General features: G+C 75.8%; 14 protein-coding genes. 7 read left to right on the top strand and 7 right to left on the bottom strand.

Annotated features, from left to right (window positions below; translation table 11 throughout):
• Positions 1–216: 216 nt before the first annotated feature.
• The gene (locus tag JOE68_RS19055) at positions 217–744 is read left to right on the top strand and encodes a hypothetical protein (RefSeq protein ID WP_204843656.1); all 528 of its coding nucleotides are present in this window, start codon (positions 217–219) and stop codon (positions 742–744) included.
• Between the two features lie 138 nt (positions 745–882).
• On the opposite strand, the gene JOE68_RS19050 is transcribed toward JOE68_RS19055, so the two are convergent.
• Together JOE68_RS19050 and JOE68_RS19045 are read right to left on the bottom strand one after the other, a co-directional pair.
• A complete protein-coding gene (locus tag JOE68_RS19050; protein ID WP_204843655.1) occupies positions 883–4167 on the bottom strand; it encodes a glycosyltransferase in 3285 nt (1094 codons plus the stop codon).
• A gap of 69 nt (positions 4168–4236) precedes the next feature.
• The gene (locus tag JOE68_RS19045) at positions 4237–4545 is read right to left on the bottom strand and encodes a WhiB family transcriptional regulator (RefSeq protein ID WP_239562288.1); all 309 of its coding nucleotides are present in this window, start codon (positions 4543–4545) and stop codon (positions 4237–4239) included.
• A 272-nt stretch (positions 4546–4817) separates the two neighbouring features.
• On the opposite strand from JOE68_RS19045, the gene JOE68_RS19040 reads away from it, so the two are divergent.
• The 4 genes from JOE68_RS19040 to JOE68_RS19025 are packed head-to-tail and all read left to right on the top strand — an operon-like array spanning position 4818 to position 8433.
• Positions 4818–5555 (top strand): site-2 protease family protein, encoded by a 738-nt coding sequence (locus tag JOE68_RS19040; protein WP_346038897.1) that lies wholly within the window; start codon positions 4818–4820, stop codon positions 5553–5555.
• A 49-nt stretch (positions 5556–5604) separates the two neighbouring features.
• Complete coding sequence (gene cofD / locus JOE68_RS19035) at positions 5605–6570, top strand: 2-phospho-L-lactate transferase (RefSeq protein ID WP_204843652.1); 966 nt, start codon at positions 5605–5607, stop codon at positions 6568–6570.
• Positions 6563–7897, top strand: a complete 1335-nt coding sequence (locus JOE68_RS19030; RefSeq protein WP_239562287.1) for a coenzyme F420-0:L-glutamate ligase — start codon at positions 6563–6565, stop codon at positions 7895–7897. The genes cofD and JOE68_RS19030 overlap by 8 nt, the downstream gene beginning before the upstream one ends.
• The gene (locus JOE68_RS19025) at positions 7894–8433 is read left to right on the top strand and encodes an NUDIX hydrolase (RefSeq protein ID WP_204843650.1); all 540 of its coding nucleotides are present in this window, start codon (positions 7894–7896) and stop codon (positions 8431–8433) included. Before JOE68_RS19030 ends, JOE68_RS19025 begins: the two co-directional genes overlap by 4 nt.
• A gap of 604 nt (positions 8434–9037) precedes the next feature.
• Here the strand turns inward: JOE68_RS19025 and JOE68_RS19020 are convergent.
• Positions 9038–9409: a hypothetical protein gene (locus tag JOE68_RS19020; RefSeq protein WP_204846399.1), complete on the bottom strand. Its 372-nt coding sequence runs from the start codon at positions 9407–9409 to the stop codon at positions 9038–9040.
• A 155-nt stretch (positions 9410–9564) separates the two neighbouring features.
• On the opposite strand from JOE68_RS19020, the gene manB reads away from it, so the two are divergent.
• Together manB and JOE68_RS19010 are read left to right on the top strand one after the other, a co-directional pair.
• Entirely contained in the window at positions 9565–10644 is a 1080-nt protein-coding gene (gene manB, locus JOE68_RS19015) for a mannose-1-phosphate guanylyltransferase (protein WP_204843649.1), read from the top strand.
• Positions 10637–11527, top strand: a complete 891-nt coding sequence (locus JOE68_RS19010) for a DNA-3-methyladenine glycosylase family protein (protein WP_204843648.1) — start codon at positions 10637–10639, stop codon at positions 11525–11527. Before manB ends, JOE68_RS19010 begins: the two co-directional genes overlap by 8 nt.
• A gap of 663 nt (positions 11528–12190) precedes the next feature.
• Here the strand turns inward: JOE68_RS19010 and JOE68_RS19005 are convergent.
• From JOE68_RS19005 to JOE68_RS18990, 4 genes are all read right to left on the bottom strand, one after another.
• Positions 12191–13045 carry a glycosyltransferase family 2 protein gene (locus JOE68_RS19005; protein ID WP_204843647.1) on the bottom strand — a complete coding sequence of 285 codons (855 nt, stop codon included), beginning with the start codon at positions 13043–13045 and terminating at the stop codon, positions 12191–12193.
• 10 nt (positions 13046–13055) lie between these two features.
• A complete protein-coding gene (locus tag JOE68_RS19000) occupies positions 13056–13499 on the bottom strand; it encodes a DUF4396 domain-containing protein (protein ID WP_204843646.1) in 444 nt (147 codons plus the stop codon).
• A gap of 66 nt (positions 13500–13565) precedes the next feature.
• Positions 13566–14690, bottom strand: a complete 1125-nt coding sequence (locus JOE68_RS18995; protein ID WP_204846177.1) for a glycosyltransferase family 4 protein — start codon at positions 14688–14690, stop codon at positions 13566–13568.
• A gap of 67 nt (positions 14691–14757) precedes the next feature.
• On the bottom strand, positions 14758–15807 hold the full coding sequence (locus tag JOE68_RS18990; RefSeq protein ID WP_204843645.1) for a glycosyltransferase family 4 protein: 1050 nt from the start codon (positions 15805–15807) through the stop codon (positions 14758–14760).
• Between the last annotated feature and the right edge of the window lie 23 nt (positions 15808–15830).

Below are 15830 nucleotides of genomic sequence, written 5' to 3'. Positions count from 1 at the left end.
TGCGGTTCGCTGCGCGCAGGCCATACGGGGATGACACGCAGCCCGGGGCGGGGTGCGCGCTGCGCGCGACTTCAAGCCGATTTCGGGGCGGTGCGAGCGGCTTCCGGCAAAGCCGATCTTCGTGCGGTGCCCGGTGTTGATCGGAACGGGCCGACCGACGGCGTTCCCGACGAATTCCGGGTCAACGCAGGCCGAGCAACTGGTAGCGTCCTTGCCGTGACGCTCGAGCCGATCCGATCCGCCCAGGGCGTGGTCGGTGTCGTGTACGGCCTCTTCTTCCTCGAATCGCGGGGGCTGCGCGAGCCCCCGCGATTCACCTTCACCCGTGACGACGACTTCCTGGTGGTCATGGACGACGTCCTGGCCCTGGTCACCAGTTCCGACCTGGTCGCGCGCGCCGAGGTCCGCATCGAGGCGTGGAGCGCTCCACCCGCCGGCGCACCGGACGGCGCGGAGCGCAGCGAACGGCGGGTGCGGCTCACCGACGCCGCCCTGCACGCCCGCGCGGTGCCCGCCACCACACCCGATATCGCGGCCGTGGAACTGGGCCCGCCCGGCTGGTACCACGCGCGGGCGTTCCGCTGGGGCGCCGGCCACGAGCAGCGCGTCGAGCACTTCCTCGTCCAGCTGTGGCCGTCCGACGAACCCGGCGACGCCGACCGGGCCCGACCCGCCGCGCCGGACGAGTTCGCCGACTGGAACCTCGAGGTCAGGAGCTGGGCCGAGAACTTCCGACCCGGTTGATCGCACCGATCTGCCGGTGCACTCGTCATCCGCCGATTGCGACGGCCGGTCGGCGGCGCCTTGGCCGAGGAGGCAGGGTCGTCGGCGCGGCTGCGCCCCGCTCACCCGGGCGACCCGGAGCAGGCCGGTCGAAGTGGTTCATCGGCGGCGGGACGGGATTGCGGTGAAGGCGGTGAACAGCGCTGCCGCCGCCTGGACCAGGAGCAGCAGTTCGCGCAGGGTGCCGGGGACCACCACGCGCACCTCCGCCCCGCCCGCGGGCACCGGCACGCCGACCAGGTGGCCCCACGCCCGCGCCACGGCCACCTGCCGGCCGTCCACCGTGGCGACCCAGCCCGGTTCCTCCTCCGCAGCGACCACCAGCAGGCGGCCCTCGGGGCCCTCCGACACCCGCACCCCCACCTCGGGCGGCGCGGAGTCGACCGGGGCGATGCCGGGTGTGCCCAGCGCGTCCGGCGGGGAGCCGCCGGTTCGCGCGCGCCCGGCCAGCTCCGGGGACAGCAGGACCGCGTTGCCGGCGGCCTGCTGCAGGCGCAGCACCGGTCGGCCGTCCGACATCGGCGGGACCACCGCGACCAGGTCGCCCGCCGACTCCCCGATCCGCCGGCCGGCGGCCGGGTCCGGGGGCACGACGAACGCCACGCCGCTCGCGGCGGCCTGGGCCAGCACCGCCCTGACGGCCTCGGCCGAGCCGGACGCCAGGTCGCGCTCCCACCGCCGCAGGCGGGCGGCACCGGCGGGCACGGGCACGTGGTCGTCGTCGCCGAAGGCGGGCAGGCGGCCGGCCACCTGGCGCGTCGGCGTGCCCAGGACCAGCACCGAGCGCCCCGTCCGGGACAGCTCCTGCTCGACCGCCGTCGGCAGCCGCGCGGTCGAGGCGGTCAGCGGGCCGTGGCGCAGGCCGACGACGCCGAGGCAGGCCATCCCCAGCACGCCAAGCACCCCGACGACCCCCGCCACCCGCGGCCACGGCACGGGGACGGCGTCGCGGCGGCACGCCGCCAGCACCACCCACAGCAGCCCCCACGACGCGACGACCAGCGGCCCGCCGGTCCACCCGCGGGACGCGCCGCCCCCGGTCAGCGGCGTCACGGCCGCGGTCCGCAGCACGACCACCGCGAGCCCGGCGAGCACCACCACGGCCAGGCCGGGCAGCATCGCCCGGGACGGCCGCAGCGCCGGCGCCCCGAGCGCGAACAGCACGACCAGCGCGCCGGCGAACGGCACCGCGCCGGGACCGCCGGGGTGCAGGGCCACCAGGTCCGCCCACCCGACCGGCGGGGTCTCCAGGTGCGCGCCGACGCCGTGCAGCACCACCGACGGGTGTTGCAGGACCACGGCCGGCCACGGCAGCAACAGCGCCATCGGCAGCAGCACGACCGTGAACAGCCCGACCACCCGCCGCCGCCCGTCGCCGACCCGGCCGGGGACGACCACGAAACCGACCAGCGCGGCCACCACCACCAGCGCGTGCACCAGCGGCGAGAACGCGCCCACCACCGCGACGGCCAGCGCCGTCCCGGACGCCACCGGCAGCCAGGCCGTCCCCGTCCCGCCGCGCAGCACCGAGCGCACGCCGGCGAACACCACCGGCGCCAGGATGTGCACCACGACCACGTCCAGCCGGCCCTGGGCGACCGCCGACGTGGCGGCGGGCAGCAGCCCGTAGGCCGCCGCGACGACCGCGCGCGCGGGCCGCCGCACGGGCACCCGCCGCGTGGCGGCGTAGGCGAGCAGCCCGGCCAGCGCCGCGTCCCCGACGAACAGCACCGCCACCACGGCGGGCGGGCCGCCGGGCAGCACGCCCAGCACCCCCAGCACCGCCAGCGCGGCCGGGGCGGGCGCGGTCGTCCCGCCGGACACCGGGTGCCACGCCGCGAGGTAGGCCGACCAGGTCGACGCCAGGTCGGGCACCGGCAGCAGCCGCCCGCCCGACAGGTCGAGCCCGAGCCGCCCGGCGTTGGCCAGCAGGCCGAACGCCACCAGCACCAGCGGCGGGCCCAGCACCACCGACCGCAGCACCCGCGCGCGGTCGACCTCCACGAACACCACCGACGACGGACCGCCGCGCGGCACGGGCGAGGCACGCGGCACGGGCGAGGGCCTCGACCGCGGCGAGGACCCCGGAGAGGACCCCGGCGGCCCCGGCGGCGCCGCGGTTACCGGCACGGTCGTGGCGGGCAGCCGCAGCCCGCCGGTGGCCCGCACCGGGCGCCGCCGCGGCAGCGCGCCGGCGGGCAGCGCCACCGGCCCGACCGCGCGGCGGCGCGCCCCGGGCGGCGGCGACCAGGCCGGCCGCGCGTCGTCCTCGGGCAGCCTGCCCAGCGCGGCGTCCGCCTCCACCCGCCGCCGGACCAGGTGGGCCGCGGCGGCGCGGGCCGCGTTGCGCAGCCGGGTGAGCCGGCTGGTGAACAGCCCGCGCACCACGCCCTTCACCGGCCGGGCCGCGCGCGCGGCCCGCAGCCGCGCCCGCCCGCCGAGCAGGTACCCCAGGGCGCCGAGTTCGGCGTGCGCGTCGGAGAACCGCCGCAGCAGCGCGAACCCCGCCGCCCGCAGCACGCCGAGCACCGCCAGCCGGGGCAGCCCGAGGACGAACGACAGCGTCCCGCAGTTGACCAGGAACGTCCGCAGCCCGTGCGCCCGGTCCACGCCGCGCAGCGCCGGTCCGGGCCGCGCCGCCGCGGCGTCCAGCCGCCGCGCGCCCCGCCCGACCGCGCGCGCGTGCCGTAATCGGGCCGTCGGCACCGACAGCACCAGGTGGCCGGCGAGGTTCACCCGCCAGCCGAAGTCGACGTCGTCGCGCAGCAGCGGCAGCCGCCGGTCGTACCCGCCGAGCTCCTCCCACACCGAGCGCCGGACCAGCGACCCGGCCGACGGCACGGCCAGCGCCTCGGTGGTCCGCCGGAACGACCCGACCGGCGCGCACCCGCCGATGCCGGTCTGCCGGTGGCCCGACGCGTCGGTGGACAGCCCGGCCTCCACCACCAGCCGCGGGTCGGCCCAGTCCAGGCCGAGCGGGCCGAGCACCGCCGCCGACGGCGACACCTCCGCGGCCGTCAGCAGCAGCGACAGGCAGTCCGGCTCGGGCGCGCAGTCGTCGTGCAGCAGCCACAGCCAGGCGCCCGGATCACCCCACCGCCGCGCGGCGTGCGCGACGGCCTCGTGCACCGCCTCGCCGAACCCCGTGCCGCGCGCCAGCGCCAGCACCTCGTCGATCACCCGATCGGGACCTTCGGCCGCTCCCGCGAGGAGTTCCGCCGTGCGGTCCAGCGACCCCGCGTCGACCGCGATCACGTGCCGCGGCCCGGGCCGCTGGCGGCGCAGCGCGGACAGCGCCGTGCCCAGCCACCGCTCGCCGTCGTGGCACACCAGCACGGCCAGCACGGGCGCCGTGCGCAGCCGTGCCGTGGCGCCGCTCGTCAACTGCCGCTCCTCGTTCGTCCGACCGCGCGGTGGGACCACCACGGTAAGCCGGCGCGATCGCGGAACGGATCACACGGCGCGCTTTTTGAGCTTCCTCCGCTCGCGTTCGGACAGTCCGCCCCAAATGCCGAACCGCTCGTCGTGCTGCAACGCGTACTCCAGGCATTCGGAGCGCACCTCGCAGCCCAGGCAGATCCGCTTGGCCTCCCTGGTGGAACCGCCCTTCTCGGGGAAGAACGCCTCCGGGTCGGTCTGGGCGCACAGGGCGCGCTCCTGCCAGTCCTGCTCGTCGGTCGCGTCGAAAAGTTCGGTCAACACGACCGGCTCCTGCGCCGGCGCGTCACCGTCCACGTCACGACCCCCGTCGGATTCCTGCATACCGTCCGCCTCCTCGCCTTCCGCTCTCCCCGGTTGGCGGACACCACTCGACGTCCCCACAACGACGAATGACACCGATGTGATTACACCTGGGTCACAACACCCGGTCAAGCCGAGTCCACAGGACGGGGGATATTCCCGCGATTGCCGGCTAAACCCTTGACCAGCAGCACAGACGGTGATTCGAGCGGCACGCCCAGCGATCACGGCCGGCCGCCCCCTGCCGGCCGGCGGGCCGGGCGCGCCACACTGGAGGGGTGAAGCGATCAGCGGTGAGACCGAGTCCACTGTTCCTGGGCCTGCTGGCGGTGACGGTGGCGGGCGCCGTGCTGACCCTGTTCGACGACTCCGACCCGGCGTTGATCGGCGGGACCGTCCTGTTCGTGCTCGGCGGGTGGGCGGTTTCGCTGTGCCTGCACGAGTTCGGGCACGCCGTCGTCGCCTACCGGGGCGGCGACCACGCGGTGCGGGCCAAGGGCTACCTGACCCTGGACATCCGCCGCTACACCGACCCGGTCATGTCGGTCGTGCTGCCGCTGGTGCTGCTGGCGTTCGGCGGCATCCCGCTGCCCGGCGGCGCGGTGTGGATCAACCACCACGCGCTGCGCGACAAGCGGGTCGAGTCGATGGTGTCGCTGGCCGGCCCGCTGAGCAACCTCGTCCTGGGCGCGGTGCTGAGCCTGGCCGTGCTGCTGTTCCAGCCGCCGATCGGGCTGGCCGCCGCGCTGTCCTACCTGGCGCTGCTGCAGGTCTTCGCGTTCGTGCTGAACATCCTGCCGATCCCCGGCCTGGACGGCTGGGGCGTGATCGAGCCGTACATGTCCTACCAGGCGCAGCAGTTCGGCGCGAAGGCCCGGCCGTGGGCGCCGCTGGTGCTGTTCGCCGTGCTGATCGGCCTGCCGGGCATCGCCCGGGTGTTCTTCGACCTGGCGGACGCGGTGTTCCAACTGGTCGGTGGCGAGCCGCTGTGGGCGCAGTACGGTCAGGCCACGTTCATGTTCTGGCGCTGACCGGTGGCGCCGGGGTGGGACCGCGCAGGCAGTGGGAGGATGGCGTCCCGTGAAGGTCGTCGTACTGGTGGGTGGCGTCGGCGGGGCGCGGTTCCTCGTCGGCCTGAAGTCGTTGTTGGGTGCGCCCGAGCATGAGATCACGGCGGTGGTGAACACCGGTGACGACGTGTGGATGCACGGGTTGCGGATCTGCCCCGACCTGGACACCTGCATGTACACCCTGGGGGGTGGCATCGACGCCGAGCGCGGCTGGGGCCGGTCGGGCGAGTCGTGGGCGGTGAAGGAGGAGCTGGCGGCCTACGAGGCCGAGCCGACGTGGTTCAGCCTGGGCGACCGGGACATCGCGACGCACCTGGTGCGCACGCGGATGCTGCGCGCGGGCTACCCGCTGTCGGCCGTGGTGGAGGCGCTGTGCCACCGCTGGCGGCCCGGCGTGCGGCTGCTGCCGATGTCGGACGACCGGGTCGAGACGCACGTGGTCGTCGACGACGGCGACGCGACCAGGGCCGTCCACTTCCAGGAGTGGTGGGTCAAGCACCGGGCGGCGCTGCCCGCGCGGTCGTTCGCGTCGGTGGGCGCGGAGACCGCGACGCCCGCGCCCGGCGTGGTGGACGCGCTGCTGGCGGCGGACGCGGTGCTGATCGCGCCGTCCAACCCGGTCGTGAGCGTCAACACCATCCTCGGCGTGCCGGGCGTGCGGGACGCGCTGCGCAAGACGGAGGCGGGCGTGGTGGGCCTGTCGCCGATCGTCGGCGGCAAGCCGCTGCGCGGGATGGCCGACGCCTGCCTGACCGCCCTCGGCGTGGAGACCTCCGCCGAGGCCGTCGGCCGGTACTACGGCTCGCGCAAGACCACCGAGGGCGGCGTGCTGGACGGCTGGCTGGTGCACACCGGCGACCGCAGCGACGTGCCCGGCGTGGCGGTGCGCGCGGTGCCGCTGCTGATGTCCGATGTGGACGCGACCGCCGCGATGGCGCGCGCGGCGCTGGAGCTCGCCGGAGCCCCGGTTGGCTGACCACGCCGCGCCCGGCGCGCTCACCGTCCGGCCCGTGCCGGGCCTGCCCGAGTTCCGCCCCGGCGACGACCTGGCGGCGGCGCTGGCCGCCGCCGCGCCGTGGCTCGCCGACGGCGACGTGGTCGTGGTGACCAGCAAGGTGCTGTCCAAAGTGGAGGGACGGCTGGTCGCCGTGCCCGCCGACCCGGAGCGGCGGGACGCGGTGCGGCGCTCCTACGTGGAGTCCGAGGCGGTCCGCGTGATCGCCCGCCGCGGCCGGACGCTGATCACGGAGAACAAGCTGGGCGTCGTGCAGGCGGCGTCCGGTGTGGACGCCTCGAACGTGGCCGGCGACGAGATCGCCCTGCTGCCGGTCGACCCGGACGCGTCGGCGGCGGCGCTGCGGGCGGCCCTGCGGTCGCGGCTGGGCGTCGAGGTGGCGGTCGTGGTCACCGACACCATGGGCCGGGCGTGGCGGGTGGGGCAGACCGACGCGGCCATCGGCGCGTCCGGCCTGGCCGTGCTGCACCGCTACGCGGGCTCGGTCGACGCGCAGGGCAACGAGCTGGTGGTGACCGAGGTGGCCGTCGCCGACGAGGTCGCCGCCGCGGCCGACCTGGTCAAGGGCAAGCTCGGCGCGGTGCCGGTGGCCGTGGTGCGCGGGCTGGCGGTGGCCGACGACGGCTCGACCGCCCGCGACCTGGTCCGCCCGGTCGAGGAGGACCTGTTCCGCCTCGGCGTGGCGGAGGCGGTGGCGCAGGGCCGGGCCGAAGCGGTGCTGGTGCGCCGGTCGGTGCGGTCGTTCACCGCCGACCCGGTCGACCCGGGGGCCCTGCGCCGGGCCGTGGGCGCCGCGCTGACCGCGCCCGCGCCGCACCACACCCGCCCGGTGCGCTTCGTGCACCTGCGGGCGCGGCGCGCGGCCCTGCTGTCGGCGATGCGCGAGCGCTGGGCGGCCGACCTGCGCGGCGACGGCTTCACGCCCGAGCAGGTCGCCCGGCGGCTGGCGCGGGGCGACTTCCTGCGCGACGCGCCGGAGGTCGTCCTGCCGTTCCTGGTCGCCGAGGGCGCGCACGACTACCCGGACGCGGCGCGGGCGGCGGCCGAGCGCACGATGTTCACGATCGCGGGCGGCGCGGCCGTGCAGGGCCTGCTGGTCGCGCTGGCGGCCGAGGGCCTGGGCTCGTGCTGGGTGTCGTCCACGATCTTCTGCCCCGACGTGGTCCGCGAGGTGCTGGACCTGCCGGCGACCTGGGAACCCCTGGGCGCGGTGGCGCTGGGCCACCCGTCCGACCCGCTGCTGCCCCGCCCGCCCCGGGCCTTGGACGAAGGGTTCGTGGAGCTGTGAGCCCGCACGCCGACGCGACGTCGGTCCTGACCGCCTGGCGGCCGCCGTCCCCGGAGCAGGAAGCCCTGCGCCAGGCGTACCTGGGCTTCCTGGCGGCCCGCGAGGACGCCTGCCTGCGCTCCTGCGAGCCGGGCCACCTCACGGCCTCGGCGCTGGTGCTGGACGCGACCGGCGAGCGGACCCTGCTCACCCTGCACCCGAGGGTGGGCCGCTGGCTCCAGCTGGGCGGCCACTGCGAGGAGTCGGACGGGACCCTGGCGGGCGCGGCGCTGCGCGAGGCCGAGGAGGAGTCGGGCATCCGGGGCCTGCGCGTCGAGCCGACCCCGATCCACCTGGACGTGCACCCGATCACGTGCTCCCTGGGCCTGCCGACCCGCCACTTCGACGTCCGCTTCCTGGTCCGCGCCCCGGTCGGCGCCCGCCCGACCCGCAGCGCGGAGTCGGTGGACCTCCAGTGGTGGCCGTTGGACGCCATGCCGTCCAACGTGGACGACCTCCACCCCCTCGTGGAGGCCGCCCTCGCCCGCCTGCGCTGACCGCTCCGACCTGCGACGGAGCCGGTTTCGTCGGTGGGTCGTGGGACAATGGAACCGGGGGCCGGAGGCCACGCGGAAGCCACGCGGAAGCCACGCGGAAGCCACGCGGAAGCCACGCGGAAGCCACGCCGGCGGCCACCCGGGGACCGTCCGGGAAGCCACGCGGAAGCCATACCGGAAGCCGCCCGCAGATCACGCCGAAAGCCGCCGGAGATCACCTCGGAAGCCGCCCGGAGACCATCCGGGAAGCCACGCCGGAAGCCGCCCGCAGATCACCCCGGAAGCCGCCCGGAGATCACCCCGGGGACCACGCCGGAAGCCGCCCGGAGATCAAGCGGACCCGTGGGCGTGGAGCCCGGCCCGCTGTCCGCGGCCGCGTGGCCCCGCGACCCGCCGCTGCCGGCAGCCGCGTGGACCGGCGCCCCGGAACCACCCGAACGGGGGGGCAGGCGGCCGTGGAGGATCAAGCCGGGAGCCGCGGGAGACCGGGCCGGGAGCACGGCACGGACAGCGCAGGCCGCCGCCCCGGTCCGCGGCGCAAGCCCGCGGTCCCTCGCCGCCGCGAACCACCCGCGCGGGGGAAGGGAGCGCAGCCGCCTCGCGGTCAGCCCTCGCCGTTGAGCCGCTGCGCCACACCCGGCGGGCGCTGGTCCTGGCCGCCCGACAGGCGCTGGGACAGCGACGGGCGGGAGGTCTCGACGTGGTGGACCGTCGGCACGGGACCGGGGGCGACGCGCAGCTCGGGCTGCGGCGCGGGGGCCGGTTCCGGGGGGCGGCCGGCGGCGACCTGGGCCGACAGGACCATGGTCGAGTCCGGGTCGGCCGTGCGCGGGTCGGCCGCGTCGACCATGCTGCGCGGGATCTGCTGGGTGGCCGACGAGTCCATCGGCGACGTCATGTTGTCCGGCGTCACGACGTGGATGCCACGTGCACGAGCACGGGCCAGCGCCGCGTCGGCCCGAGCGCGGGGGTCCATCCGGATCTCTCCTGCGTTTCCCTTGGGCCGGCGGGGGCGCCGGCGGTGCCGATCGGTGACGCTCGTCGACACGGGGCCTGGGCCCGTGCCGCCAAGGTGCTCGTGCCAGAGTATTCGCAACTACGGGTGGAAGTAAGCGGAGGAGGAAAAACGGCATGTCGGAGCTGCAAGGCGCCGAGGCGGTGGTTCTGGTCGGGGGCAAGGGGACCCGGCTGCGGCCACTGACCCTCTCTGCCCCCAAGCCCATGCTGCCCACGGCCGGGGTGCCGTTCCTCACCCACCTGCTGTCCCGCATCCGCGAGGTGGGCATCACGCACGTGGTGCTCGGCACGTCGTACAAGGCGGAGGTGTTCCAGGAGCACTTCGGCGACGGCTCGGCGCTGGGCCTCGACCTGGAGTACGTGGTGGAGGACGTCCCGCTGGACACGGCGGGCGCGATCCGGAACGTGGCCCACAAGCTGCGCGAGCGGGACGTGATGGTGTTCAACGGGGACATCCTGTCCGGGGTGGACCTGCGCGGCGTGCTCGACACCCACCGCTCGTCGGCGGCCGACGTGACGCTGCACCTGGTGAAGGTGGAGGACCCGCGCCGGTTCGGCTGCGTGCCGACCGACGACGAGGGCCGCGTCACGGCGTTCCTGGAGAAGACGGAGAACCCGCCGACCGACCAGATCAACGCCGGCTGCTACGTGTTCCGCCGCGAGGTGGTCGACGCCATCCCGGCGGGCCGCCCGGTGTCGGTGGAGCGCGAGACGTTCCCGGGCCTGCTGGCCGCCGGCGCGCGCCTGCAGGGGCACGTCGACACGTCCTACTGGCTCGACCTGGGCACGCCCGCCGCGTTCGTGCGCGGTTCGGCGGACCTGGTGCTCGGCGTCGCGCCGTCGGCGGCGCTGCCCGCGCCGACCGGTGACGCGATCGTGCTGCCCGGCGCGCAGGTCGACCCCGCCGCGGTGGTGACCGGCGGCGCGACGGTCGGCGCGGGGTGCACGGTCGCGGCGGGCGCCGTGGTCGACGGCTCGGTGCTGTTCGACGGGGCCGTGGTGGGCGAGGGCGCGCGGGTCGAGCGCAGCGTCGTCGGCGCGGACGCCCTGGTCCAGGCCGGCGCGGTGGTGTCGGACTCGGTGATCGGCGACCAGGCGGTCATCGGCGCGCGGTGCGAGCTGATCGGTGGCGCCCGGGTGTGGCCCGGTGTCGCGCTGCCCGAGGCCGGGGTGCGGTTCTCCACCGATGCCTAGGACGTGGCATCCCCCGTTCCCGCTGGACGTGGCCCGGGTCCTCGGGCCGCTGCGGCGGGGTTCGGGTGATGTCGCGTTCCGGGTCGAGGGTGGCGTCTGGCTGACCGCGAACACCCCGGTCGGCCCCGGCACGCTGCACGTGACCTGGCCGGCCGGCGTGGAGGCGCGGGCCTGGGGCGAGGGCGCCGACTGGCTGCTGGCGGGGCTGCCCGCGCTGCTGGGGGCCGATGACGACGACTCGGCGTTCGAGGCGCACCACCCCCTGGTCGCGGAGAGCCGCCGCCGGCTGCCCGGCTTCCGCCTGGGCGCGACGGGCCGGGTGTGGGACGCGCTGCTGCCGGCCGTGCTGGAGCAGAAGGTGACCCTGGCCGAGGCCCACCGCTCGTACCGCGAGCTGTGCCGGGGGTTCGGCGCGCCCGCGCCGGGGCCCGCACCTGCCGGCATGAGGGTCCCGCCCACGCCGCGCGCGGTGCTGGGCATCACGGACTGGGAGTGGCACCGCGCGGGGGTGGACGGCGCGCGTCGCCGCGCCCTGGTCGCCGCCGCGCAGGTGGCGCACCGCTTGGAGGGTGCGTGCGAGTTGCGCGGTGAGGAGGGGCGGGCGCTGTTGTGCAAGGTGCCGGGGATCGGCGGGTGGACTGCCGCCGAGGTAGCGCAGCGGGCGTGGGGTGACCCGGACGCGGTCAGCTTCGGCGACTACCACCTGGCCGGGTTGATCGGCTGGGCGCTGCTGGGCCGGCCACTGGACGACGACGGCCTGGCCGAACTCCTGACCCCGTACCGCCCGCAACGCCACCGAGCCGTGCGGTACGTGACAGCGGCAGGCGTGCGCAAGCCCCGCTTCGGCCCCCGCTTCGCCCCACGCAACTACCGGGCGATGTGACCGACCGACTCACCCCACCAAGTCGACCGGTCAACTAACCCGAACACCGCAACCAGAAGACAAAACCGAGCAAGCCGACCGGTCAACTCCACCGACCACCCGAGCCGGGCAGCCCAAGGCATCGTCAGCTAGGACCCGCAATGAACCTAAGTAGTTGACCGGTCATCTCCAACCCGATCCACAGGACCGACCCGCCCGCGCCCGAGATGACCGGTCAACTCGAGTGATGGCCCGACCCACGACAGCCCGACCCACGACAGCCCGGCTCCTGCTTGCCCGGCTCCTGCTTGCTCGGCTCCTGCTTGCCCGGCTCCCGATTGCTCGGCTCCTGCTTGCTCGGTTTCTGCTTGCTCAGCTCCTGCTTGCTCGAACCGAGCGGCCTGAGGTGTCGGCGGCCTGGGCTCGCGACAAAGTTTAGTAGTTGACCGGTCGTCTTTAGATGGAAGATGCAGCTGGTCCGCTGCCGGGTTATAGATGACCGGTCAACTTGGGTTTGATGGTCCGACTCCTGGCTGCCTGATGGCTGCCCGGATCGAGCGGCCTGAGATACCGGCAGTTTGGGCACTCAGTGAAGTTTGGTAGTTGACCGGTCGTCTCCGATTTTAGTCTTACGGCCGGTCCACGTCTCGCGGATCAACTGGGGCGGACGTGTCCGGGTGCGGGTCAGTGTCGGGTGACCAGCTTCAGCCGCAGGCCCAGGCCCGTCCGCACGGCCAGCCGCAGCGGCGCCCACAACAAGCCCTGGTGGCGGTCGGACAGGTAGCGGTAGGCGCTGCTGTGGTGGGCCGCCAGCATGCGGGCCGACGCGCGGGCCGTCGAGTGACCGCCGATGTGCGTCACCTCGGCCTCCGGCACGTACACGTTGAGCCACCCGGCCCGCCCGATGCGGTCACCGAGGTCCACGTCCTCGAAGTACATGAAGTAGCGCGAGTCGAAGCCGTCCACCGAGTCGAACGCCTCGCGCCGCAGCAGCAGGCACGACCCGGACAGCCAGCCGGCCGGGCGCTCCCGGATCTCCTCGGTCTCCTGCCGGTACTCCCGGGTCCACGGGTTCGCGGGCCACACCTTCGCGAACACCGCGTGCCCCAGCCCGCGCCCCAGCGCCGGCAGCTGCCGCGCCGACGGGTACACCGCCCCGCCCGGCTCCCGGATCAGCGGCCCGAACGCGCCACCGCGCGGCCACCGCTTGGCCGCCTCCAGCAGCACGTCGAGGCTGCCCGGCGCCCAGGACAGGTCCGGGTTCGCCACGACCACCCAACCCACGTCGTCGGGCAGCGAGGCCACGCCCCGGTTCGCCGCCGCGCCGTAGCCGAGGTTGCCCCCGGTCGGCAGGAACGTCACGTGCTCGTGCGCCTCGGCCGCGCGCTCCGGCGCCCCGTCGGTGGAGCCGTTGTCCGCCAGCACCACCCGGACGGGCCGGGTGGTGGCCCCGGCCAGCGTGGTCAGGAAGCCGTCCAGCGTCTCACCGGGCGAGTAGGTGACGGTCACGACCGCCAGTCCGTCTCCGTAGCGCGTCACGCCGGTCACCCTAGTGGTGGTGCGCGTGGTGCACGACGGCGTGCCCCCTGCCGCGGGCGATCAGCCACCGGTTGACCGGGACGGTCAGCACGAAGGCCACCGCCAGCGACAGCACCAGCGCGCCCCAGAACAGCCAACTCGCCAGCCCGGCCGCCATGGCGCCCGGCACGACGAGCATCACCCCGTTGTCCACGACCTCCATGACGAGGATCGACACGGTGTCGGCGGCGAGCGCGGTCTTCACCGCCGCGCGGAACCCGACGCCCGCGCGCAGCACGCCGCGCAGGGTCAGCGCGTAGCCGAAGAAGAAGGCCAGGGCCACGGCCAGCGCGACGGTCCCCCAGTTCGACAGGCCGAGGGCGGTGCCGACGACCATGCCGAGGACCTCGCCGATCGCGCAGCCGGTGAGGCAGTGCAGGGTGGCCGAGACGGCGGTCTTCCACGAGGACTCCATGCCGCAAATATACCCCCAGGGGGTATAAAAGGCACCTGCGGCAGCCGTCACCCGATCGGGGGAATCTCAGCGCCGGTGCGTCCGCACCGCCCGCTCGTAGGCCGCCCGGTGCCGGGCGGCCGAGGTCGACCACGAGAAGTCCTTCGCCCGCACCAGGGCCGCCGACGCCAGCGCGGCCCGCCGCGCCGGGTCGTCCAGCAGGTCGCCGAGGGCCGCCGCGATGTCGCCCGCGCCGACGCCGCAGTACGCGACCGCGTCGCCGCCCACCTCAGGCAGGCTGAGCCGGCGCGTGGTCAGCACCGCCGCGCCGCACGCCATCGCCTCCAGCACGGGCAGCCCGAACCCCTCGCCCAGCGACGGGTACGCGACCACCTCCGCGCCGCCCAGGAACCCGGCCAGCTGCGCGAACGGCAGGTAGCCCGCGCGGATCACCCGGATCCGGTGCGGGACGGCGTCCAGCGCCCGCTCCACCTGCCCGTCCCACCCCGGCTGCCCGGCCAGCACCAGCGTCGGCGGGTCGCTGCGGCCCCGGCAGGCTTGCGCGAACCCCCGGATGAGCGCCGGCACGTTCTTGCGCGGCTCCAGCGCGCCCAGGAAGGCGACGTAGGGCGAGTCGCCCAGCGACAGCGCCCGCCGCACCTCCGCCACCTCGGCCGGCGTCGGCGGGTGGAACCGCTCGGTGTCCACGCCGTGCTGCGCGATGTGCAGGGCCCGCCGGTCCGCGCCGGCGACCCGCGTCAGCTCGTCCGCCGTCGCCCGGCTCGGCACGATGCACAGCGCCGCCCGCCGCAGCGAGGCCCGCGTCCACGCCCGGAAGAACCGCGCCTTCACCGACGAGTGCAGCACGGCGTCGGTGAAGAACGTCGCGTCGTGCAGCGTCACCACCGACGCCGCCCGGCTGGCCAGCGGCACGGTGTAGTGCGGCGAGTGCACGACCTGCACCCCGAGCCGGGACGCCAGGCGGGGCAGCGAGGTCTGCTCCCAGGTCAGCCGGGCGGTGCGGGTGGCGACCGCGTCGGCGGCGGTGACGATCCGGGACCGGGCGGCCAGCCTGCCGTACAGCTCGGCGTCGCGGGGCTGGCACACGACGCTCAGCCGCGCCCCGTCCGCGTCCAGCGCGGCGACGAGCGAGTCCACGTACCGACCGACCCCGCCCCGGTCCGTCGGCACGGCGGTGGCGTCGATCAGCACGCTGGGTTCGACGGGTCGCACGCGCAGAAGAGTACGTGTGGCGGCCGCGGGGTTGCCGGGGAATGGCTCAATCAGCCCGCCGCCGACCGTGCGCCAGGTGCGCCGCCCACACCTCGCGGGCGGCGTTCTCCCAGGTGAACGCCTCGGCCCGGACCCGACCCGCGGCGCGGGCGCGCTCGGCAACGCCCCGGTCGCCCAGCACCGACCGCAGCGCCGAGACCAGGGCGGCGCGGTCGCCGCGCGGGACGACCAGCCCCGCGCCGCCGCCCACCTCGACCAGCGCCGGCGCGTCCGAGTGGACCACCGGCACGCCGGCGGCCATCGCCTCCACGACGGGCAGCCCGAAGCCCTCGGCGAGGCTCGGCGCGGCCAGCACCGCCGCGCGCCGCAGCACGTGGGCCAGCTCCGGGTCGCCCAGCCGGCCGAGCAGCCGCACGTGCGGCGCGCGCAGGTCGACGCCGCCCCACCCCTGCGGCCCGACGACCACCAGCGGCACGCCCAGCTCGGCGGTGGCGGCCACCAGGGCGGTGAACCCCTTGCGCGGCTCGATCGTCCCGACCGCCAGCACGTACCGCTCGGGCAGGTCCGGCACCGGCCGCTCGGCGGGCCACCGCGTCACCCCGTTGGGCACGACCCGGATCGGCGCGGCCCCCGGCGCGCACCGGCGCAGCTCGGCGGCCACCGCGGCGGTCGGCACCACGATCGCCGACGCCCGCGCCACCGCCCGGCCGATGACCTTGCGGTGCCAGGCCGCGCCGCGGGCGGTCAGCGTCTCGGGGTGCGTCCAGGGCACCACGTCGTGCACGGTCACCACCACCGGGCCGCGCGGCGGGGCCAGCGGCGTCGGCGCGTGCACGGCGTCGCCGCCGGGCCAGTACGGCACGCCGTGCTCCCAGGCCGCGATCAGCGCCCGCCGGGGCAGCGGCAGCACGCGGGGCCCCGCCACGCCCGGCACCGCGGCCGCGGCCACGTCCGCCCGCCTGCCCACCACCCCGGTGACCTCCCACCCGGCGGGGGCGGTGGCGGCCAGCGCGGCGGCCAGCTCGCGCGTGTACCGGCCGGTCCCGCCGGGGACCGGGGCGAGCAGCTGCTCGGTCAGCACAACGAGGTTCGGCACTCGCGTACCGTCTCACGCCGTGT

It is taken from the genome of Saccharothrix algeriensis (assembly GCF_016907655.1).
Classification (GTDB): Bacteria; Actinomycetota; Actinomycetes; order Mycobacteriales; family Pseudonocardiaceae; genus Actinosynnema; species Actinosynnema algeriense.
Note: the sequence above shows the minus strand (reverse complement) of the source record. Positions and strands in the feature narration are given on the sequence as shown.